The organism is Bacteroides sp. 2_2_4, from assembly GCF_000157055.1.
In the GTDB taxonomy this organism is placed as follows: Bacteria; Bacteroidota; Bacteroidia; order Bacteroidales; family Bacteroidaceae; genus Bacteroides; species Bacteroides ovatus.
In genome coordinates this window covers 404369-424463 of record NZ_EQ973361.1, presented here as the reverse complement: position 1 = coordinate 424463, position 20095 = coordinate 404369, and the positions used below count along the sequence as shown (strand labels likewise).

Here is a 20095-nt window from a genome sequence, read left to right as displayed (position 1 = left end):
ACGCTCAAACAGTCTGCCCTTTTTGACGCTCCGTTACGGGGGCTCGCTTGACGGAGAAAAAAGTAGGCCGGAGGGGCGTGCGGGGTGGGCGTTGTGGGGGAGGTTGCATGAGATGTCGGTGTGGTTGTTGCGAGGGAAGCCATGTAGTAAGGGCGTATAACGGGGGATGTGCAGCGGGAACGTTGCGGGAAGGCCGTGTGGGGCGTTGTAAGTTGCAGGACACGGGTATGGGATTCTTATGTTAGTTAATTAGTTGGTTGTTTTTTAGTTATTTGTTTTGTTTAACCAGTCATAGAAGGTGTATTGGGCTCGTACAGCGGGGGTGCCGGGCGCTCTTTTTTTGAATATATTTCGCAGGTTGTCGTCTACCCAGCAGGCTTTTTGGTTGTCGGCGAGCTGGATATTAAGCATTTCGATGAGGCTGTCACGCAGGTCGGGGGCGAGAATGGGGGTGATGGCTTCGATGCGGCGGTAGAGGTTACGACGCATCCAGTCGGGGGAGCCCATGAAGACTTTGGGTTTGCCGTCGTTGCCGAAGTACCAGATGCGGGCGTGTTCGAGGAAACTGTCTACAATACGGGTGACACGAATGTTACGACTGTATGACTGTCCGGGGATAAGACAACAGATTCCACGGACGATGAGGTCTATTTGTACGCCGTGTTCGGAGGCTTCGTAGAGACGGTCAATCATGGCGGGGTCTTGGAGGGCGTTCATTTTTAGGATGATACGGCCTTGTTTGCCTTCGTCGGCGAGGGCGATTTCCCGATCAATCAGGCGGTTCAATTCGGGGATGAGGTTGAAACGGGCGACAAGAAGGGTGGTGAACTTCGGGTCTTCTTTTCCTTGCAGGGTGCGGAAGAGGTTATAGAGGTCGGCCACTATCTTCGGACGGCAGGTGAAAAGGCCACAGTCGGCGTAGAGGGTGGCGGTCTTTTCATTAAAGTTACCGGTGCTGATATAGGCGTAGCTGGGTATTTTTTCACCGTTCAGTCCGCGGCGGCGGATAAGGGCTACTTTGGCGTGTACTTTCAGACCGGGTATGCTGTATATTATTTTAATGCCGGCGGCTTGCATCATTTCGGCCGTGGCAAGGTTGTTTTCTTCGTCGAAACGGGCTTTCAGTTCCACGAATACGGTGACTTTCTTGCCGTTTTGGGCGGCGGCTATCAGGGTGTTGATGACGGCGGAGTTTTCAGCTACGCGGTATTGGGTTACCATGATTTCACGGGTTTCCGGGTTGTGCACGGCTTCATACAGGAAGTGGATGAAGTGCTCGAAAGAGTGATAAGGGTAATATAATAACAGGTCCTTCTTGGCAACGTAGTTGAAGATAGATTCTTTTTCGTCGAGGATGGTCAGCTTCATTGGCTTCGGCTTTTCGAGGCTGTGAAGAGATTTGTTCGGGTTGGGAAGATGACGCAGGTCTTCAAGATTCAGGTGCTTGTCGCCGGGGACAAGTTCATCACGCTGAATATGGAAGGCGTCTACCAGAAAGTCCAGAAAGTCATGAGGCATACCACGGTCGTAGACGAAACGGCAGACGTCACCGATCTTACGTTTCTTCACTTTCTTCTTGAGTTGAGCGACAAGGTCGGCACTGCTGGCGGTGTCGTCAATTAATATGTCAGCGTCACGGGAGATTTTGATGCAGTAGCTGGAATCAACATCGTAGCCGGGGAAAATAAGGTTGAGGTTTGCCTTGATTATATCTTCGGTAAACATCAGGTAATGGTTTTTCTCGCGGGATGGAAGTTCGATGAAGCGGGGCACTTTGGCGTAGGGTTGCTTCATCACGAAGTAAAGAGGTTGCCGGGATTCTGTTAGACTGGTAGTTCCTTCATTTCCTTCTTTCTTCGGATAGACTCGTATGGCCAGGTAAAGGCGGTTATCCCGCAGGAAGGAGACTATTTTATCTTTGGATACAGGCACAGGCTGCAGGTAGGGAAAAATTTCTTCCCGGAAAAAGTCTTTAATAAACTGCTGGTGGAACGGTTCTACATGTCTGTCCTGATAAAAGATGATGTGATTCTTGCGCAGGGCAGGTAGTAGTTTCTCTTCATAAATGCGTACACGGTCATCCAGCTGGCGGGTGACTTCTTTATTTATTTCTTCTACCAGTTCGCGGGCGGATTGTACGGTTTCTTCATCACTTTCCGTAGCGCCGGAGGCAACAGCTTTATGGTCGGCTACACGGATTTTGTAAAACTCTTCGAGGTTGGAAGAGTAGATAGAGATGAAGTTGATACGTTCGTAGAGCGGTAGACGCTCGTCCAGAGCCTCCAACAATACGCGGTAATTGAATGAGAGCCAACTAATATCTCGCTTGAAATAATTATATTTGCTTTCCATGTGCTTTAAGATTTTTCCAAATATAGTATCTTTGTGGGATTAAACAAAGAAATTTATGACAAGAATTGGATTATTATCTGATACTCACGCTTACTGGGACGAGAAATATCTGGAATATTTTGAACCGTGTGACGAAATCTGGCATGCCGGAGACATCGGTTCGCTGGAAGTAGCGGAAAAGTTAGCCGCCTTCCGTCCATTCCGGGCGGTATATGGAAATATTGACGGACAGGAAATCAGAAAGCTGTATCCGCAAATAAACCGTTTCACGGTGGATGGTGCAGAAGTGCTGATTAAACATATCGGCGGTTATCCGGGGAAATACGATCCTTCCATCATCGGCAGTCTGATGGCACGTCCGCCCAAACTTTTTATCAGCGGACATTCTCATATATTAAAGGTGAAATATGATAAAACACTGGATATGTTGCATATTAATCCGGGAGCTGCCGGCATGTCCGGTTTCCACAAGGTACGGACTTTGGTACGTTTTGTTATCAACCAGGGGGCCTTTCAGGACTTGGAAGTCATCGAATTGGCGGACAAATAAAATAAATGTTCCTGCCAGATTGAAAAATTATTTTAAAATTTTGCCACGTCGGAATTCTTTCCGACCTTTGCACGCAGTTAATGAATAACTCAGACGAACATGAAAGGAATTATTCTAGCCGGTGGTAGTGCCACCCGACTTTATCCGCTCTCTAAAGCGATTTCCAAACAAATCATGCCTGTGTATGACAAGCCGATGATTTATTATCCGTTGTCAACACTTATGTTGGCAGGAATACGCGAAGTGTTGATTATTTCGACTCCACGCGACTTGCCGATGTTCCGCGACTTGTTGGGAACGGGTGAGGAACTGGGTATGTCTTTCTCCTATAAAATTCAGGAACAACCTAACGGACTGGCACAAGCTTTCGTATTGGGAGCCGATTTCCTGAACGGCGAACCGGGCTGTCTGATTCTTGGGGATAATATGTTTTACGGACAGGGCTTCTCCGCCATGCTCCGCCGGGCTGCCAATATAGAAAAGGGCGCCTGCATCTTCGGTTACTACGTGAAAGACCCGCGCGCTTATGGTGTAGTGGAATTTGACGAACAGGGAAAAGTGATTTCACTGGAAGAAAAGCCGGAAGTGCCGAAAAGTAATTATGCCGTTCCGGGACTTTATTTCTACGATGCCAGTGTGACGGAAAAAGCAGCGGCTCTTCGTCCTTCAGCACGTGGAGAGTATGAGATAACAGACTTGAACCGTCTGTATCTGGAAGAAGGTACATTGAAAGTGGAACTCTTCGGACGCGGATTTGCATGGCTCGATACGGGTAACTGCGACAGTCTGCTGGAAGCTTCCAACTTCGTGGCCACTATTCAGAACCGCCAAGGTTTTTACGTCAGCTGTATTGAAGAAATCGCCTGGCGTCAGGGATGGATTCCGACGGAGCAGTTGCTTCTACTGGGTCAACAGCTCGAAAAAACCGAGTATGGAAAGTACCTTATCGAATTGGCTAAACAATCCTAAAATCAACATAAAGAATAAAATATGAAAACTTATCTAGTGACCGGTGCCGCAGGATTTATCGGGGCAAATTACATCAAGTACATCTTAGCCAAACATAACGACATCAAAGTCGTGATATTGGACGCTTTGACGTATGCAGGTAACTTAGGAACGATTGCCAAAGACATCGACAACGAACGCTGTGTCTTTATCAAAGGAGACATTTGTAGCCGCGATGTGGTAGACGGTCTTTTTGCTGAGTATCGTTTTGACTATGTGGTGAATTTCGCTGCCGAGAGCCATGTGGACCGCAGCATTGAAAATCCGCAACTGTTTCTGATTACCAACATTCTCGGAACACAGAACTTACTGGATTGTGCACGCCGTGCATGGGTAATGGGGAAAGACGAACAAGGATATCCGACCTGGAGAAAAGGTGTACGCTATCATCAGGTATCTACCGATGAGGTGTATGGTTCATTGGGAGCCGAAGGGTATTTCACTGAAGCAACTCCGCTTTGTCCTCACAGCCCATACAGTGCTTCTAAGACAAGTGCAGACATGGTGGTAATGGCTTACCACGACACTTATAAAATGCCGGTAACGATTACCCGTTGCTCCAACAACTACGGTCCGTACCACTTCCCGGAAAAATTGATTCCGTTGATTATCAAGAATATCCTCGAAGGAAAGCATCTCCCCGTCTACGGTGACGGTAGCAATGTGCGCGACTGGCTTTATGTGGAAGACCACTGCAAAGCAATCGACCTCGTTGTGCGTGAAGGTCAAGACGGAGAAGTGTACAACGTTGGTGGACACAACGAGAAAACAAACCTCGAAATCGTGAAACTGACAATTTCGACTATCCACCGTCTGATGGCAGAAAATCCCGAATATCGTCAGGTTCTCAAAAAGAAAGTGAAAGACGAAAACGGAGATATTTCGATCGACTGGATCAACGAAGATCTGATTACTTTCGTTAAGGACCGTCTGGGACACGACCAACGTTATGCTATCGACCCCACCAAGATAACAAATGCCTTAGGATGGTATCCCGAAACTAAATTCGAGGTCGGTATCGTAAAGACAATCGAATGGTATTTAGCCAACCAAGCTTGGGTGGAAGAAGTTACCAGCGGAGATTATCAGGGTTACTACGAAAAGATGTACGGGAAATGATTCTCAATTTATCAACATTCCTATTGCAATAAGAATACCCATAAGCAGCATATTACGCGAAGTCTCGCCTAATATGCTGTTTAATTTTTTACCGCTGTATATTTTCACCATCCGTTTCCAGGTAAGGAAATGAGGGATCAGATAAAGTTGCGGAAGAAAAGCGGCGTAGAAATGACCTTCACGAAGGAAACACAAGCAGAGAAGAGAAGCGGTAATCCCCAGCATCAAATAAAAATAGCGACCGAATTTCTCGCCGAAACGAACGATCACTGTCCTTTTTCCACTGCGTGCATCCGCTTCGCGGTCACGATAATTATTGACTACCAACAATGTATCGATAAGCAGTCCGCAGATTAAAGAGGCGATAGTGACATCCGGTGTCCAAGTTAGCGCCTGTACGTAATATGTTCCGCCTACGGGTACAAAGCCGAAAAAGACAATCACCAATACATCGCCCCAACCGTTGTAAGAAAGAGGATAAGGACCGGTGGTATAAAGAAAGGCAAATAACACACAAAGCACTCCTACGATAATCAATTCCCACCCGGCAAAGAAGAGTAACGTACAGCCGATAAGGCAGGCAAGAGCAACCGTAATAATAATCCCGGTTTTCATCGCTTGCGGAGAAATCCATCCTTGCGCACAAGCACGTTCGGGGCCTAACCGGTCTTCCCGGTCTGTTCCTTTGAGGAAGTCGAAAAGGTCATTGATGAAATTAGCGGCAATTTGCATCAGACTTGCAAACAGACAGCAGATCAGTGCAGGCAACCAGTGAAAACGTCCGTCCATTGCAGCAAGAGCAGTACCTATCATAACCGGAGTTATGGCCCCTGTCAGCGTTTTGGGACGTGCAGCTAATATCCATGCTTGTAGCGAGTTACGCTTTACTTCTTCCATACTTTAATATATTATAAATAGTTTTGACGGACAAAGATACATGATTTTTCGTATCTTTGCACCCCGAAAAACTTCAAACTAAGAGAAGATGAAGAAAATAAAAACAATCTACCCTGTTATCCTGTTGACATTGCTTTTGCTGGCTTCCTGTAAGTCGAAAAAGAATATGGTGGCTACCTTGCCACGCCCTGTTTTAAATTCAGATTCTATTTATCCGGATACGGCTAATGCCATAGCCGGGTTATTCTCCCCCGACCACTCGCAACTCAAAGAGCTGAATGTTTCCAAAAACAAAAAGCAGAATACAAAGGAAAAGACTTCTACCGATACACACGAATCGTCGGATCTGGTACTGCGGGGAACAAAAATCACTTCTTCCAGCGTAGATGTATCTTCTGTCTATACCGGAGTGGACCGTGTAGTAAAATATGACTTTACACACCACGATGTTCCCGAAGCCTTTGAAGGTTTCCGTATCGCTTTCATTTCCGACTTACACTACAAAAGTCTGCTGAAAGAAAAAGGCCTGAACGACCTTGTCCGCCTACTGATTGCTCAAAAGGCTGATGTGCTTCTAATGGGTGGTGACTATCAGGAAGGTTGTGAATATGTGGAACCTTTGTTTTCCGCACTGGCACGCGTAAAAACACCGATGGGCACTTATGGGGTAATGGGCAATAACGACTACGAACGTTGCCACGACGATATTGTGAATACAATGAAACATTACGGCATGCGTCCGTTAGAACATGAAGTAGATACGCTTCGTAAAGACGGGCAGCAGATCATTATCGCTGGAGTGCGCAATCCTTTTGATCTGGGGCGCAACGGAGTATCGCCTACTCTGGCACTCTCTCCCAAAGATTTTGTCATCTTACTGGTTCACACCCCGGATTACATCGAAGATGTTTCAGTAGCTAACACCGACCTTGCCCTGGCAGGACACACCCACGGCGGACAAGTCCGTGTATTCGGAGTTGCCCCGGCACTTAACTCACACTATGGCAATCGTTTCATCACCGGACTGGCATATAATTCTGCAAAAATACCTTTGATTATAACAAACGGAATAGGAACCTCCAAATTACCAATCCGTGTTGGCGCTCCGGCGGAAATCATCGTTATTACTCTTCATCGATTAACGGAGTAAAGTATCGTAGCTTGGTATGAAAAAACAACCCGAATAGTAGCATCCTACATTTTAAGGTACGACTTTCTGTGATATACCACACTTTTAGGATACGACTTTTTGTTAAAGATCACATTTTTAAGGTACGACTTTTTTTGTTAATATCCCTTTTAATGCTTACATTTGCATCTATAAGTAGCTGATAATAAAAGAAAGAAGTATGAGAAGAGATGCAATGCAAGAATTGTATGACTGGAAAGAAAAGTCTACACGAAAGCCTTTGATTATTCGCGGAGCCCGTCAGGTAGGAAAGACATGGCTCATGAAAGAGTTTGCGGCTACTGCTTACAAACAGTTTGCTTACATCAACTTCGAAGACAATGAAGTGATGAAGGAGATTTTCCAAAAAGATTTTGATATCGAACGTATTTTAATGGCTATCCAATTAGTTACCGGAAAAGTAGTAAATACGGATACTTTAATTCTTTTTGACGAGCTTCAGGAAGCTCCACGCGGTTTGACAGCTATGAAGTATTTCCAAGAGAAAGCACCACAGTATCATGTCATTGCAGCTGGTTCTTTATTGGGGATCGCGATGCATCAAAATGATTCTTTCCCAGTAGGAAAAGTCGATTTTATAGACTTATATCCACTTTCTTTTTCCGAGTTTTTAGAAGCTATCGGACAAGAACCTTTTGCCAGCTTGCTCGCTAAACAAGATTGGAACCTGATTTCTACCTTCCGCTCTAAACTCACCGACTTCCTTAAACAGTATTATTTCGTAGGAGGAATGCCTGAAGTAGTCAATGCCTTTATTGAACACAAAGACTATACCGAAGTCCGCCAGTTACAACAAAATATACTGGATTCTTATGATCGTGATTTCTCCAAACATGCTCCTATTGCCGAAGTACCCAGAATTCGTATGGTATGGCGTTCGATTCCGGCACAGTTGGCAAAAGAAAATCGCAAATTCATTTATGGAGTTATAAAAGAAGGAGCAAGAGCCAAAGATTTTGAACTGGCTATGGAATGGTTGATAGATGCCGGCCTTATTTATAAAGTAAACCGGGTAAAGAAAGGTGGAATACCTTTATCGGCATACGAAGATTTTTCTGCATTCAAGCTATTTATGCTGGATACCGGATTAATGGGAGCAATGAGCGGACTCCCCCCACAGGCATTATTGGAAGGAAATATTTTATTTACCGATTATAAAGGAGCAATTACCGAACAATATGTGTTACAACAACTGAAATCGGTGAAAGGCTTGAATATTTATTACTGGTCTTCAGATACTTCCAAAGGAGAGTTGGATTTTCTATTGCAAAAAGAAATCTATATTATTCCGGTTGAAGTGAAAGCAGAAGAAAACTTACAGTCGAAAAGTCTGCGTTCTTTTGTTGAAAAAAATCCAGGACTACATGGCATTCGTTTTTCCATGTCAGATTACCGGCAACAGGAGTGGCTGACAAATTATCCGTTATATTCTGTCGGATATATATTTTAATATATTCAAAGACGTATATTATCTTTCTTTTATAGTCTCCCAGACCTTTGGATGCACAAAGTATCGAACATCTTTCCCTGCATCCAATGCTTCTCGAATAAAAGTAGAACTGATTTCAAATACAGGAGAATGAACAAGACGCACCGTTTCCGGCAATTCCTCCTCTTTGACGGGAAAGCCGGGACGGGGGTAAATAAGAATCTGATTCTCTTTAATGATACGTTCGGACTGATACCAATATCCAAAACGTTCCCAATTATCGGAACCGATAATGAAATAAAACTCGCGATCGGGAAATGTCTCGCGCAGTTTCTCCAACGTATATACGCTATATGAGGGGCGAGGCAAATGAAACTCAAAATCTGAAGCCTGAAAACGAGGATAGTCACTGATGCTCAACTTTACCAGTTCGAGACGTAATTCATCATTCCATAACTTCTCCTGTGCTTTCAAAGGATTCTGCGGACTCACCATAAACCAGATTTCATCCAATCCTTCATACTCACAAAGGTAGTTGGCTAGAGCAAGATGTCCGATGTGAATCGGATTGAATGATCCGCTGAAGATTCCGGTTTTCTGCTTATTCATTGTTCCAAAAACTCTTTGATAACTTTCAAAGCTTCCGCTTTAGCAGTTTCCAAATTATCATTGACAATCACACAATCGAATTGCGAAGCAAAACCCAATTCATATTCCGCCTTAGCGATGCGACTTTCAATCACTTCCGGCGCATCCGTTCCACGTCCTTCCAACCGGCAGCGTAATTCTTCCACCGAAGGCGGCTGGATAAACACCGACAACGCACGATCGCCATAAAACTTCTTGATATTGCATCCGCCAACCACATCTACGTCAAACACCACATTCTGACCCGCTTCCAATTGCTTTTCTACCTGCGCTTTCAGCGTTCCGTAATAACGGTCCTTATACACCTCCTCATACTCCAGAAATTCGTTGTTCTCAATGCGTTGACGAAATTCTTCCGGTGTAAGGAAGAAATATTCAACCCCATGCTGCTCCGTTCCACGCGGAGGACGGCTGGTAGCAGAAATAGAAAACGCTAAATTCAAATTCTGCGTCAGCAGATAATTGATTATAGTAGATTTGCCCGAACCAGACGGAGCAGAGAAAATAATTAGCTTACCGGTCATAAGTTTAATGAAGAATTAAGAATTAAAAATGATAGATACTGTTTTACATCACGTTCAGCACCTGTTCCTTAATCTGTTCCAGTTCATCCTTCATCTGAACTACGATCTTCTGCATTTCAGCATGATTGGACTTGCTGCCTAACGTATTGATCTCCCGACCCATTTCCTGGGCGATAAAACCAAGCTTCTTACCCTGTCCGCTACCACTTTCCATCGTACTGATGAAATATTTCAGATGGTTGCTAAGACGTTGCTTTTCTTCGTTGACATCCAGTTTTTCGATATAGTAAATCAGTTCCTGTTCCAGACGATTCTTGTCGTAGTCTACGCTTAACGTCTTTTCGAGAGCATCAGTGATGCGTTCTTTCACTTTCTCTACACGTTCTTTCTCGTAAGGAGCAATCTGTTCAAGCAAACTGTTAATGTTGGCAATCTTCTCACGGAATTTCTTTTCCAATGCAGCCCCCTCCTGTTTGCGGAAATCTACCAAATGACTGATGGCTTCAAGTATGGTAGCATGCACCATGCTCCATTCCTCTTCCGTCAGTTCCTGAATTTCCGTTTTCGTCATCACGTCCGGCATGCGAAGTAATAGTTGGAGCCAGTCTTCCGGTGCGGGACAAGGAATCCCCAGTTCGCGGCTTATCGATTCCAGCTGGCTATAATAACTTTTCAGCACATCCTTATTGATGGGAGCAGCATCCGCGCCCTCCTTCTTCTCTATCCACAGGCTGAAGTCAGCTTTTCCACGTTCCAGAACTTTAGAAATCTCATTACGGATTTCAATCTCTTTTTCACGATACGCCGGAGCGATGCGAGTGGACAAATCCATTGCCTTGCTGTTGAGCGACTTGATTTCTACATTTATTTTTTTATCAGGAAGTTCGGCCGTAGCTTTACCGTATCCTGTCATAGACTGTATCATAACCTTAAAGTTTTGTGCAAAAGTACACGAATATTTTAAGAATTGGAAATAATCATGTAAATTTGCGACAATTTAATAAGCTGATTTTTATGTCGTGTATACTGAATATTGAAACCTCTACCTCTGTTTGCTCGGTAGCGGCCAGTCAAGACGGACAGACGATTTTTGTGAAAGAAGACTTGCAAGGCCCTTCACACGCCGTGTCTTTAGGAGTTTTTGTAGATGAAGCATTGTCGTTCATAGACAGTCATGCCATCCCTTTGGATGCCGTTGCAGTGAGTTGCGGACCGGGTTCGTACACCGGACTCCGAATCGGGGTTTCTATGGCGAAAGGAGTTTGTTACGGGCGCAATATCCCCTTGATCGGTATCCCGACGCTGGAAGTATTGAGTGTTCCGGTGCTGTTGTATCACGACTTGCCCGAAAACGCTTTGCTTTGTCCGATGATCGACGCCCGCCGCATGGAAGTATATGCAGCCGTCTATGACCGTCGTCTACAAGTGAAACGTACAGTTGCCGCCGACATCGTAGATGAGAACTCTTACCTGGAGTTCCTGAACGAACAACCGGTTTATTTCTTTGGAAACGGAGCCGACAAATGCCGCGAACAGATCACGCATCCGAACGCACATTTTATCGACAATATCCATCCGTTGGCTAAAATGATGTTCCCACTGGCAGAAAAAGCAGTGGCCGATGAAGACTATAAAGACGTGGCTTACTTCGAACCTTTCTACCTGAAAGAATTCGTTGCCTCCATGCCGAAAAAGCTTCTTTAATTTTTTAATTTTTAATTCTCAATTTTAATTTAACAAATGCAATACAATACTCAACAGAAAAGAATGCCGCTTCCCGAATACGGACGTAGCATCCAGAACATGGTAGATTATGCGTTGACCATTCAGGATCGTGCAGAACGTCAGCGTTGTGCCAACACCATCATCAACATTATGGGAAATATGTTCCCCCATTTGCGTGATGTACCCGATTTCAAGCACAAGCTTTGGGACCACCTGGCTATCATGTCCGGTTTTGAGCTGGATATTGACTATCCGTATGAAATCATCCGCAAGGACAATCTGGTGACCCGCCCGGACCATATCCCCTACTCCACTGCCCGTATGCGTTACCGTCACTACGGACATACGCTGGAAGTACTGATAAAAAAAGCGATCGAATTCCCTGAAGGAAACGAAAAGAGAAACCTGATTGCCCTTATCTGCAACCACATGAAAAAGGATTACCTGGCATGGAACAAAGATACAGTGGACGACAAAAAGATTGCCGAAGACCTGTACGAACTGTCCAACGGGGAACTCCAAATGACCGACGATATCGTCCGGCTGATGGCAGAACGCCTGAATCAGAACTACCGTCCGAAGACGAACTATACCAACAATCGTCAAAACAATAAAAGAAGATACTAAACACTTTATACTTAATACTAAAAAAATTAATGGCTTCATTTGTAATCGAAGGAGGACATCGGCTTAGCGGAGAAATCCACCCGCAAGGAGCTAAAAACGAAGTTTTGCAGATAATCTGTGCCACGTTGCTGACCGCAGAGGAAGTGACGGTGAACAATATACCTGACATTCTTGATGTCAACAACCTGATTCAGCTCTTGCGGGAGATGGGAGTGACGGTTGCAAAGAAAGGCATTGATTCTTATAGTTTTAAAGCAGAAAATGTAGACCTGGCTTATTTGGAAAGCGATGAATTCCTAAAGAAATGTTCCAGTCTGCGAGGCTCTGTGATGCTTATAGGTCCCATGGTGGCACGTTTCGGCAAGGCATTGATTTCCAAGCCGGGAGGAGATAAAATCGGTCGCCGCCGTCTGGACACTCACTTTGTAGGTATTCAGAATTTAGGGGCCGACTTCCGCTACGACGAAGAGCGGGGTATCTACGAAATAACGGCCGACAGACTTCAGGGAAGCTATATGCTACTGGACGAAGCATCTGTCACCGGAACAGCCAACATCGTCATGGCAGCCGTACTTGCCAAAGGTACGACCACCATTTACAATGCCGCCTGCGAACCCTACGTGCAACAACTCTGCCGGTTACTCAACCGGATGGGAGCCAAAATCAGCGGTATCGCATCCAACCTGCTCACCATCGAAGGCGTGGAAGAACTGCACGGCACGCAACACACCGTACTGCCCGACATGATTGAAGTGGGCAGCTTCATCGGCATGGCGGCAATGACGAAAAGCGAAATTACCATCAAGAATGTTTCTTACGAAAATCTTGGAATCATCCCCGAGAGCTTCCGCCGTCTGGGCATCAAGCTCGAACAAAGAGGAGACGATATTTACGTTCCCGCACAGGAAACATACCAGATAGAATCATTTATCGACGGCTCCATCATGACGATAGCCGACGCCACTTGGCCGGGACTGACTCCCGACTTGCTAAGTGTGATGCTCGTTGTAGCCACACAAGCCAAAGGCAGCGTACTGATCCATCAGAAAATGTTCGAAAGCCGCCTGTTCTTTGTGGACAAACTGATCGACATGGGTGCACAGATCATTCTCTGCGACCCTCACCGTGCCGTAGTCATCGGACACAACCACGGCTTCAAGCTGCGCGGTGCCCGCCTGACTTCACCGGATATACGTGCCGGTATCGCCCTTCTGATTGCCGCCATGAGCGCCGAAGGAACCAGTACCATTAGTAACATCGAACAGATAGACCGTGGTTATCAGAACATCGAAGGACGTCTGAACGCTATCGGAGCCAGAATCACCCGGATATGATAAAGAAAGAAGAAGTATACAAGATAGGATTATTCAATAAACCGCACGGCATCCACGGCGAATTGCAATTTACCTTCACGGACGATATTTTCGACCGTGTGGACTGTGATTACCTGATATGCCTGCTCAATGGCATTTTCGTGCCTTTCTTCATCGAAGAATACCGCTTCCGTTCAGACTCCACCGCCTTGGTGAAACTGGAAGGAGTCGACAGTGCCGAACGTGCCCGAATGTTCACCAACATTGAAGTCTACTTCCCCGTGAAACACGCCGAAGAAGCGGAAGATGGCGAATTATCCTGGAACTTCTTTATCGGTTTCCAGATGGAAGACATCCATCACGGACTTCTGGGAGAAGTTATAGATGTAGATACCACTACGGTAAACACCCTTTTCGTGGTTGAAGGAGCGGAAGAAGAGGAACTGCTCGTTCCCGCCCAGGAGGAATTTATCGTAGGAATAGACCAGAAACAGAAACTCATCACGGTGGAACTTCCCGAAGGGTTGCTCAATCTGGAGGAATTGGAAGATGACCGGTGAGAACGAATCAAACGATGAGCCGCTCATCCACTGAAAATAGTAAATAGTAAATCGTAAAAACAGTAAATACCCGAGATGCCAAAGAGAAGACGAAGTAAAGCTTTCTGGAAAAATTTCAAGTTCAAGTATAAACTAACGATCGTTAATGAAAATACACTTGAAGAAATTGTCGGACTTCGCGTATCCAAGCTCAATGGACTTTCCGTATTACTTTGCGTGCTGGCGGTACTTTTCCTGATCGCTTCCTGCATCATCACCTTCACCCCGCTGCGCAACTACCTCCCCGGATACATGAACAGTGAAGTCCGTACACAAATCGTGGACAATGCCCTGCGTGTAGACTCTTTACAACAAGTGCTCAACAAGCAGAATCTTTACATCATGAACATTCAGGATATCTTCAGTGGAAAAGTATCCATCGACAGCGTGCAGACACTCGATTCACTGACCACTGCCCGCGAAGACACACTGATGGAACGTACCAAACGGGAAGAAGAATTCCGCCGTCAGTATGAAGAGAATGAAAAATATAACCTGACCTCCATCACTTCCCAACCGGACGTGACCGGACTCATTTTATACCGTCCGACACGAGGTATGGTGTCCGACCACTTCAATGCCGAGAAGAAACATTACGGCACCGACATCGCCGCCAATCCCAACGAAAGCGTATTGGCAACCATGGACGGAACCGTCATCCTAAGCACATACACCGCCGAGACAGGTTATCTGATTGGCGTACAACATAACCAGGATTTAATTTCAATCTATAAACACTGCGGCTCCCTCCTGAAAAAGGAAGGTGAACGCGTGAAAGGAGGGGAAGCCATCGCTCTGGTAGGAAACAGCGGCACACTTAGTACAGGGCCGCACCTCCATTTCGAACTTTGGTATAAAGGTCATCCGGTGAATCCCGAAAAATACATCGTATTTTAAGTGATAATAGAAAAATGAATATAGAGACTAACAAAAAGAAAAAACAAATAGCTATCCTAGGCTCAACAGGCTCCATCGGGACGCAGGCTCTGCAAGTCATCGAAGAACATCCCGACCTGTACGAAGCCTATGCGCTGACAGCCAACAACCGCGTGGAACTACTGATTGCCCAGGCACGGAAGTTCCAGCCGGAAGTGGTAGTGATAGCCAACGAAGAAAAGTATTCCGAACTGAAAGAAGCATTGAGCGACCTGCCTATCAAAGTGTACGCAGGCACAGACGCTATCTGTCAGATTGTAGAAGCAGGCCCCATCGACATGGTGTTGACAGCCATGGTCGGTTATGCCGGACTAAAACCAACCATCAACGCCATCCGCGCCAAGAAAGCGATTGCGTTGGCCAATAAAGAAACATTGGTAGTAGCGGGCGAACTGATTAATCAGTTGGCACAACAATATCGCACTCCGATTCTGCCGGTAGACTCTGAACACTCTGCTGTTTTTCAGTGTTTAGCGGGAGAAGTGGGTAACCCGATCGAGAAAGTGATATTGACAGCCTCCGGAGGTCCGTTCCGCACTTGCACCTTGGAACAGCTGAAATCCGTCACAAAGACGCAAGCCTTGAAACATCCCAACTGGGAAATGGGAGCAAAAATCACAATCGACTCCGCTTCCATGATGAATAAAGGTTTTGAGGTGATCGAAGCCAAATGGTTGTTCGGTGTTCAGCCCAGCCAGATCGAAGTGGTGGTGCATCCGCAATCAGTCATCCACTCGATGGTGCAGTTTGAAGACGGAGCTGTCAAGGCACAACTTGGGATGCCAGATATGCGCCTGCCCATCCAGTACGCATTCTCCTACCCCGACCGTATCAGCTCTTCTTTCGACAGACTCGATTTCTCCCAATGCACGAATCTGACGTTTGAGCAACCCGATACGAAACGGTTCCGCAACCTGGCACTCGCCTACGAAGCGATGTACCGCGGAGGGAATATGCCCTGTATCGTCAATGCTGCCAATGAAGTAGTGGTAGCCTCTTTCCTGAAAGACGGCATCAGCTTCCTCGGCATGAGCGACGTAATAGAGAAAACAATGGAACGGGTTGCCTTCATCGCCAATCCGACATACGACGATTATGTAGCTACGGATGCGGAAGCAAGGAAAATAGCAGCCAGTCTGATATGATCCGCTTCATCCCATTGATGAACAAAGAAAATAAAGAAATTGATTAGTATTAATATAAATTGAAAATAGCCTTTATATCCTCTCTTCGGTAGAGAATTAGTTGAAGGCTTTAAACTGTAAATAGACTATATGGAAACATTTTTGATTCGTGCCCTGCAATTGATTATGAGCTTATCCTTGCTCGTTATCGTTCATGAAGGCGGGCATTTTCTTTTTGCCCGTTTGTTTAAGGTGCGTGTAGAAAAATTCTGCTTATTTTTTGACCCTTGGTTCACCCTTTTTAAGTTCAAACCCAAGAAAAGTGACACAGAGTATGCAGTAGGCTGGTTGCCATTGGGCGGTTACGTCAAAATAGCCGGCATGATTGATGAGTCGATGGATACCGAACAGATGAAACAACCCGAACAACCGTGGGAGTTCCGTTCCAAGCCGGCGTGGCAACGTCTGCTGATAATGGTGGGTGGCGTACTGTTCAACTTCCTGTTGGCACTGTTCATCTACTCCATGATTCTTTTTGCATGGGGCGACCAATATATAAAGGTACAGGAAGCCCCTCTTGGCATGGAATTCAACGAGACTGCCAAAGCGGTAGGTTTCCAGGACGGTGATATCCTCCTTTCTGCCGACGGTGTTCCTTTCGAACGTTATGACGGCGACATGTTGAGCCAGATTGCCGATGCACGCGAAGTAAGCGTCATCCGTAACGGGGCAAAAGCCTCCGTCTATATCCCGGAAGACCTGATGCAACGTCTCTTGGCAGACAGCGTCCGCTTCGCCTCCTACCGTTTCCCGTATGTTATAGACAGCGTAATGGTGAACTCTCCTGCCGCACAAGCAGGAATCCAGGCAGGTGACAGCATCATCGCCCTGAACGGAACCCCGATCTCTTTCTCCGACTTCAAAGAAGCGATGGCAGAACGTAAGAAAAACGAAGCAACCCTGCTCAAAGACAGCATAGATCCGCGTCTAATCACGCTGACTTATGTGCGTAACGGTACAACAGACACGCTAAGTATGCGTGTAGACTCCGCCTACCTGATGGGTGTAACCGCCTGTCTCGTCACAGACCGTCTGCTCCCTATGGTAAAAAAAGAATATGCCTTCTTTGAATCCTTCCCCGCAGGTGTCTCCCTCGGTGTGAAAACCCTGAAAGGCTATGTAGGAAACATGAAATACCTCTTCTCAAAAGAAGGAGCCAAACAACTGGGCGGCTTCGGAACGATCGGCAGCATCTTCCCCGCTACCTGGGACTGGCACCAGTTCTGGTATATGACAGCCTTCCTTTCCATCATCCTGGCTTTCATGAACATCCTCCCTATCCCCGCATTAGACGGTGGCCACGTGCTCTTCCTCTTCTACGAGATGATAGCCCGCCGCAAACCGAGCGACAAGTTTATGGAATACGCCCAGATGACCGGTATGATTCTGCTCTTCGGTCTGTTGATATGGGCTAACTTCAATGATATTTTGCGATTCTTCTTCTAGCGAATATAACAATAGAAAGATAGAGAAAACATATAAAAAGAATCATCCCGGATGAAAAAGGTTTTAAAAACCAATTTTCATCCGGGATCTTTTTTTATTGTTGTTTGTCTTTAAATCTTCAACATCTTCTTCTCTCTCTCCAAATCCGTCTCATCCAACTTAGGTGAAGGCACCGTGCACGTTTTGATATAATCTCCCTCCTGACACGTATAATTATAGTACACCTCCAATTCCGGAGTCAATTCCGCCCGCGGAACCAGACACCCTTCCATCTCCAGAAACTGATTAACATCCGTACTATCCGACTGTTTCACCAGTACAATACGACGCGCAATCGGATTATGATTGTAGTCCAGACAGAGATAAAGCCCTTTCAGCATATTCGGAAACTCATAATGCGGAAGTTGCAGGTAAATAGTCACCAGCGCAAACTGTGGCAAATCCCTTTCGTTGAACATCAAGTAAGAGTTCTGATGATTACTGATAATCCCGCTCCCCCAATGCACCGACTTATACGCATTAATCATCCCCACCTTCACATACTCATTATTCTCGGAAGCACAAATCATGTACGGCTCGATCTTCAAGCTATCCGTAGAAGACGACAAACTGTAACTAAGATACATACCGCTATAATTATACACCTCCTGCACAGACTCCTTCGCCTCTTTCCCCAGCAACTTGATAAAAGAGTTGCCATTCTCCGCCTCGCTCTGCACGTCCGGCTCCATCTCCTGAAGCAACAGCCTCACCGATCCCACATTATTTAATAAGCGTTTCTTGGAAACATTATTCACCAGTGCCAAAGCTTCATCCAGCGCCTCGTCCGGTGTGCGTGTTTTCAATAAGTCGATATAAGCGGGAAGCACACTCGAATACAAAGCAGACAACACACTCGGAGCCATATCCACCCGGTCGGCAATTTCTTTCATCTTCACCCCGTTGTTGCGCAGGTACTCTATTCTTTTATAAATATCCGTAAGTTCGTCCATGATTTTTCGGTTTGTTAATTGATTCCGTTGCAAAGGAATGACTAAGGTATTATGTTTGTATTGCATGAATATTACATTAATATTTCAGTACACTTAAAGGCTCATATATACAATATGATTCATTGAAATTCATTTTTTCGTTCGCTCCGACACCCTACTTTTGCACCGGAAACAAAAAAATAGCATTATGAATTTCAAAGAAAAACTGTCGCCTTCGGCCCAAAAGAAACTTTCCGATTTACTCTTTATCCTTTATGCGGGAGGAGCGGCACTGCTATCCTATTCATTAGTCTACGCACTACGCAAACCGTTCACCGCCGCCACGTTCGACGGCATGGAACTATTTGGTATGGACTATAAGATAGCCACCAGCATCATCCAGATATTCGGATATATGGTATCCAAGTTTATCGGGATCAAACTTATTTCCGAACTGAAGAGAGAAGGCCGCCTGAAATTCATTCTTGTTTCTATTTTAGTGGCCGAACTCTCTTTGGTTCTTTTCGGATGCCTGCCCCGCCCGTTCAATGTGTTGGCGTTGTTCTTCAACGGACTGTCGCTTGGCTGTATGTGGGGAGTCATCTTCAGCTTCCTCGAAGGACGCCGGGTGACGGATCTGCTCGCTTCCCTTTTCGGACTCAGTATCGCAGTCAGTAGCGGCACAGCCAAATCCATCGGACTTTTCGTTGTCGACACCCTGCACGTCAGTGAGTTCTGGATGCCTGCACTGATCGGTGCGGTAGCATTGCCCTTGCTGGCAGGACTGGGCTATATCCTCGATCACCTGCCCAAACCGACTGCCGAAGACAAAGCACTGCGTGTGGAACGTGTCACTCTCAACAAACAACAACGCTGGAACCTGTTCCGCAGCTTTGCTCCCATATTGACACTGCTTTTCTTCGCCAACCTCTTTCTCACCGTTTTGCAAGATGTCAAGGAAGACTTTCTGGTGAAAATCATAGACGTCAATGCCGCCGGACTTTCCCCGTGGGTATTCGCCAAAGTGGACGGTGTAGTCACACTGATTATCCTGGCCATTTTCGCCACCCTGGCAGTGATGAAAAGCCACATCAAAGTACTTTCCGTTCTATTGACCCTTGTCATTGCGGGAGCAATCACACTTAGCACTGTGGCATTCAACTACCATACCCTGCAACTTTCTCCGCTCGTGTGGTTATTTATCCAGAGCCTCTGCCTCTATTTTTCTTACTTGAGCTTTCAAACCATTTTCTTCGACCGCTTCATCGCCTGTTTCCGCATCAAGGGAAATGTAGGTTTCTTCATAGCGATGGTCGATTCCATCGGCTACACAGGCACAGTGGTGGTATTGGTAGTGAAAGAATGTTTCAACCCGGATTTGAATTGGCTGGAATTCTACAATACGATGGCAGGGACAGTAGGAATCGTCTGCACCTTTGCGTTCACCTTAGCAATGATTTATCTGACACAAAAATACAGAAAAGGGAAACAGGGTGAAATACGCGGGAACGAATCTTGCCCCGTCCCCTCCCTCGCTTCTTACTAATTTCTGACGAATAAACCAATATTATATAGAAA

The 20095-nt window shown here is 45.9% G+C and carries 19 protein-coding genes; 13 read left to right on the top strand and 6 right to left on the bottom strand.

All coding sequences use genetic code 11. From position 1 onward, the window contains the following. Positions 1 to 264: 264 nt before the first annotated feature. The gene (locus tag BSCG_RS11055; RefSeq protein ID WP_004296808.1) at positions 265 to 2352 is read right to left on the bottom strand and encodes an RNA degradosome polyphosphate kinase; all 2088 of its coding nucleotides are present in this window, start codon (positions 2350 to 2352) and stop codon (positions 265 to 267) included. Positions 2353 to 2407: 55 nt separating this feature from the next. Here BSCG_RS11055 and BSCG_RS11060 point away from each other — a divergent pair, with 55 nt between their 5' ends. The 3 genes from BSCG_RS11060 to rfbB all read left to right on the top strand — a co-directional run bounded on the left by BSCG_RS11060 (position 2408) and on the right by rfbB (position 5029). After that, positions 2408 to 2902, top strand: a complete 495-nt coding sequence (locus BSCG_RS11060; protein ID WP_004296807.1) for a metallophosphoesterase family protein — start codon at positions 2408 to 2410, stop codon at positions 2900 to 2902. A gap of 99 nt (positions 2903 to 3001) precedes the next feature. Further along, positions 3002 to 3871: a glucose-1-phosphate thymidylyltransferase RfbA gene (rfbA, locus tag BSCG_RS11065; protein WP_004296806.1), complete on the top strand. Its 870-nt coding sequence runs from the start codon at positions 3002 to 3004 to the stop codon at positions 3869 to 3871. A gap of 21 nt (positions 3872 to 3892) precedes the next feature. Further along, the gene (gene rfbB, locus BSCG_RS11070; RefSeq protein WP_004308968.1) at positions 3893 to 5029 is read left to right on the top strand and encodes a dTDP-glucose 4,6-dehydratase; all 1137 of its coding nucleotides are present in this window, start codon (positions 3893 to 3895) and stop codon (positions 5027 to 5029) included. A 3-nt stretch (positions 5030 to 5032) separates the two neighbouring features. Here the strand turns inward: rfbB and BSCG_RS11075 are convergent, their stop codons facing one another. Next, complete coding sequence (locus tag BSCG_RS11075; RefSeq protein ID WP_004296804.1) at positions 5033 to 5926, bottom strand: 1,4-dihydroxy-2-naphthoate polyprenyltransferase; 894 nt, start codon at positions 5924 to 5926, stop codon at positions 5033 to 5035. 88 nt (positions 5927 to 6014) lie between these two features. Here BSCG_RS11075 and BSCG_RS11080 point away from each other — a divergent pair, with 88 nt between their 5' ends. Then, a complete protein-coding gene (locus BSCG_RS11080; RefSeq protein WP_008776353.1) occupies positions 6015 to 7076 on the top strand; it encodes a metallophosphoesterase in 1062 nt (353 codons plus the stop codon). A 199-nt stretch (positions 7077 to 7275) separates the two neighbouring features. Beyond that, positions 7276 to 8565, top strand: coding sequence for an ATP-binding protein (locus BSCG_RS11085; RefSeq protein WP_004296802.1), 1290 nt, complete (start codon positions 7276 to 7278; stop codon positions 8563 to 8565). An 18-nt stretch (positions 8566 to 8583) separates the two neighbouring features. On the opposite strand, the gene nadD is transcribed toward BSCG_RS11085, so the two are convergent. From nadD to BSCG_RS11100, 3 genes are read right to left on the bottom strand one after another with little or no spacing between them, the layout of a single operon-like run. Then, positions 8584 to 9153, bottom strand: a complete 570-nt coding sequence (gene nadD / locus BSCG_RS11090) for a nicotinate (nicotinamide) nucleotide adenylyltransferase (RefSeq protein ID WP_008776351.1) — start codon at positions 9151 to 9153, stop codon at positions 8584 to 8586. Further along, positions 9150 to 9716, bottom strand: a complete 567-nt coding sequence (gene gmk, locus BSCG_RS11095; RefSeq protein ID WP_008776350.1) for a guanylate kinase — start codon at positions 9714 to 9716, stop codon at positions 9150 to 9152. The genes nadD and gmk overlap by 4 nt, the downstream gene beginning before the upstream one ends. Before the next feature lie 43 nt (positions 9717 to 9759). Beyond that, entirely contained in the window at positions 9760 to 10641 is an 882-nt protein-coding gene (locus BSCG_RS11100; protein ID WP_008776349.1) for a YicC/YloC family endoribonuclease, read from the bottom strand. A gap of 89 nt (positions 10642 to 10730) precedes the next feature. Between BSCG_RS11100 and tsaB the strand changes: the two genes are divergently transcribed. The 7 genes from tsaB to rseP all read left to right on the top strand — a co-directional run bounded on the left by tsaB (position 10731) and on the right by rseP (position 17546). Further along, complete coding sequence (gene tsaB / locus BSCG_RS11105; protein ID WP_032849572.1) at positions 10731 to 11420, top strand: tRNA (adenosine(37)-N6)-threonylcarbamoyltransferase complex dimerization subunit type 1 TsaB; 690 nt, start codon at positions 10731 to 10733, stop codon at positions 11418 to 11420. Positions 11421 to 11456: 36 nt separating this feature from the next. After that, a complete protein-coding gene (locus BSCG_RS11110) occupies positions 11457 to 12068 on the top strand; it encodes a DUF4290 domain-containing protein (RefSeq protein WP_004296797.1) in 612 nt (203 codons plus the stop codon). A 29-nt stretch (positions 12069 to 12097) separates the two neighbouring features. Then, entirely contained in the window at positions 12098 to 13402 is a 1305-nt protein-coding gene (murA, locus tag BSCG_RS11115; RefSeq protein WP_004296796.1) for a UDP-N-acetylglucosamine 1-carboxyvinyltransferase, read from the top strand. Then, positions 13399 to 13941, top strand: a complete 543-nt coding sequence (rimM, locus tag BSCG_RS11120; protein ID WP_008776347.1) for a ribosome maturation factor RimM — start codon at positions 13399 to 13401, stop codon at positions 13939 to 13941. Before murA ends, rimM begins: the two co-directional genes overlap by 4 nt. A gap of 75 nt (positions 13942 to 14016) precedes the next feature. Next, entirely contained in the window at positions 14017 to 14877 is an 861-nt protein-coding gene (locus BSCG_RS11125; RefSeq protein ID WP_004296794.1) for a M23 family metallopeptidase, read from the top strand. Between the two features lie 14 nt (positions 14878 to 14891). Next, positions 14892 to 16061: a 1-deoxy-D-xylulose-5-phosphate reductoisomerase gene (locus tag BSCG_RS11130; RefSeq protein WP_004296793.1), complete on the top strand. Its 1170-nt coding sequence runs from the start codon at positions 14892 to 14894 to the stop codon at positions 16059 to 16061. A 129-nt stretch (positions 16062 to 16190) separates the two neighbouring features. Beyond that, a complete protein-coding gene (gene rseP, locus BSCG_RS11135) occupies positions 16191 to 17546 on the top strand; it encodes an RIP metalloprotease RseP (protein WP_008776346.1) in 1356 nt (451 codons plus the stop codon). Between the two features lie 110 nt (positions 17547 to 17656). On the opposite strand, the gene BSCG_RS11140 is transcribed toward rseP, so the two are convergent. After that, positions 17657 to 18538 (bottom strand): hypothetical protein, encoded by an 882-nt coding sequence (locus BSCG_RS11140; protein WP_008998748.1) that lies wholly within the window; start codon positions 18536 to 18538, stop codon positions 17657 to 17659. Between the two features lie 187 nt (positions 18539 to 18725). Here BSCG_RS11140 and BSCG_RS11145 point away from each other — a divergent pair, with 187 nt between their 5' ends. Then, complete coding sequence (locus BSCG_RS11145; protein ID WP_004296790.1) at positions 18726 to 20063, top strand: DUF5690 family protein; 1338 nt, start codon at positions 18726 to 18728, stop codon at positions 20061 to 20063. Positions 20064 to 20095 lie beyond the last annotated feature (32 nt).

What these genes read in the sequence shown, in the direction of transcription:
- BSCG_RS11055 (WP_004296808.1), bottom strand. Translation starts at nt 2,352, where the DNA reads ATGGAAAGCAAATATAATTATTTCAAGCGAGATATTAGTTGGCTCTCA.
- BSCG_RS11060 (WP_004296807.1), top strand. Translation starts at nt 2,408, where the DNA reads ATGACAAGAATTGGATTATTATCTGATACTCACGCTTACTGGGACGAG.
- rfbA (WP_004296806.1), top strand. Translation starts at nt 3,002, where the DNA reads ATGAAAGGAATTATTCTAGCCGGTGGTAGTGCCACCCGACTTTATCCG.
- rfbB (WP_004308968.1), top strand. Translation starts at nt 3,893, where the DNA reads ATGAAAACTTATCTAGTGACCGGTGCCGCAGGATTTATCGGGGCAAAT.
- BSCG_RS11075 (WP_004296804.1), bottom strand. Translation starts at nt 5,926, where the DNA reads ATGGAAGAAGTAAAGCGTAACTCGCTACAAGCATGGATATTAGCTGCA.
- BSCG_RS11080 (WP_008776353.1), top strand. Translation starts at nt 6,015, where the DNA reads ATGAAGAAAATAAAAACAATCTACCCTGTTATCCTGTTGACATTGCTT.
- BSCG_RS11085 (WP_004296802.1), top strand. Translation starts at nt 7,276, where the DNA reads ATGAGAAGAGATGCAATGCAAGAATTGTATGACTGGAAAGAAAAGTCT.
- nadD (WP_008776351.1), bottom strand. Translation starts at nt 9,153, where the DNA reads ATGAATAAGCAGAAAACCGGAATCTTCAGCGGATCATTCAATCCGATT.
- gmk (WP_008776350.1), bottom strand. Translation starts at nt 9,716, where the DNA reads ATGACCGGTAAGCTAATTATTTTCTCTGCTCCGTCTGGTTCGGGCAAA.
- BSCG_RS11100 (WP_008776349.1), bottom strand. Translation starts at nt 10,641, where the DNA reads ATGATACAGTCTATGACAGGATACGGTAAAGCTACGGCCGAACTTCCT.
- tsaB (WP_032849572.1), top strand. Translation starts at nt 10,731, where the DNA reads ATGTCGTGTATACTGAATATTGAAACCTCTACCTCTGTTTGCTCGGTA.
- BSCG_RS11110 (WP_004296797.1), top strand. Translation starts at nt 11,457, where the DNA reads ATGCAATACAATACTCAACAGAAAAGAATGCCGCTTCCCGAATACGGA.
- murA (WP_004296796.1), top strand. Translation starts at nt 12,098, where the DNA reads ATGGCTTCATTTGTAATCGAAGGAGGACATCGGCTTAGCGGAGAAATC.
- rimM (WP_008776347.1), top strand. Translation starts at nt 13,399, where the DNA reads ATGATAAAGAAAGAAGAAGTATACAAGATAGGATTATTCAATAAACCG.
- BSCG_RS11125 (WP_004296794.1), top strand. Translation starts at nt 14,017, where the DNA reads ATGCCAAAGAGAAGACGAAGTAAAGCTTTCTGGAAAAATTTCAAGTTC.
- BSCG_RS11130 (WP_004296793.1), top strand. Translation starts at nt 14,892, where the DNA reads ATGAATATAGAGACTAACAAAAAGAAAAAACAAATAGCTATCCTAGGC.
- rseP (WP_008776346.1), top strand. Translation starts at nt 16,191, where the DNA reads ATGGAAACATTTTTGATTCGTGCCCTGCAATTGATTATGAGCTTATCC.
- BSCG_RS11140 (WP_008998748.1), bottom strand. Translation starts at nt 18,538, where the DNA reads ATGGACGAACTTACGGATATTTATAAAAGAATAGAGTACCTGCGCAAC.
- BSCG_RS11145 (WP_004296790.1), top strand. Translation starts at nt 18,726, where the DNA reads ATGAATTTCAAAGAAAAACTGTCGCCTTCGGCCCAAAAGAAACTTTCC.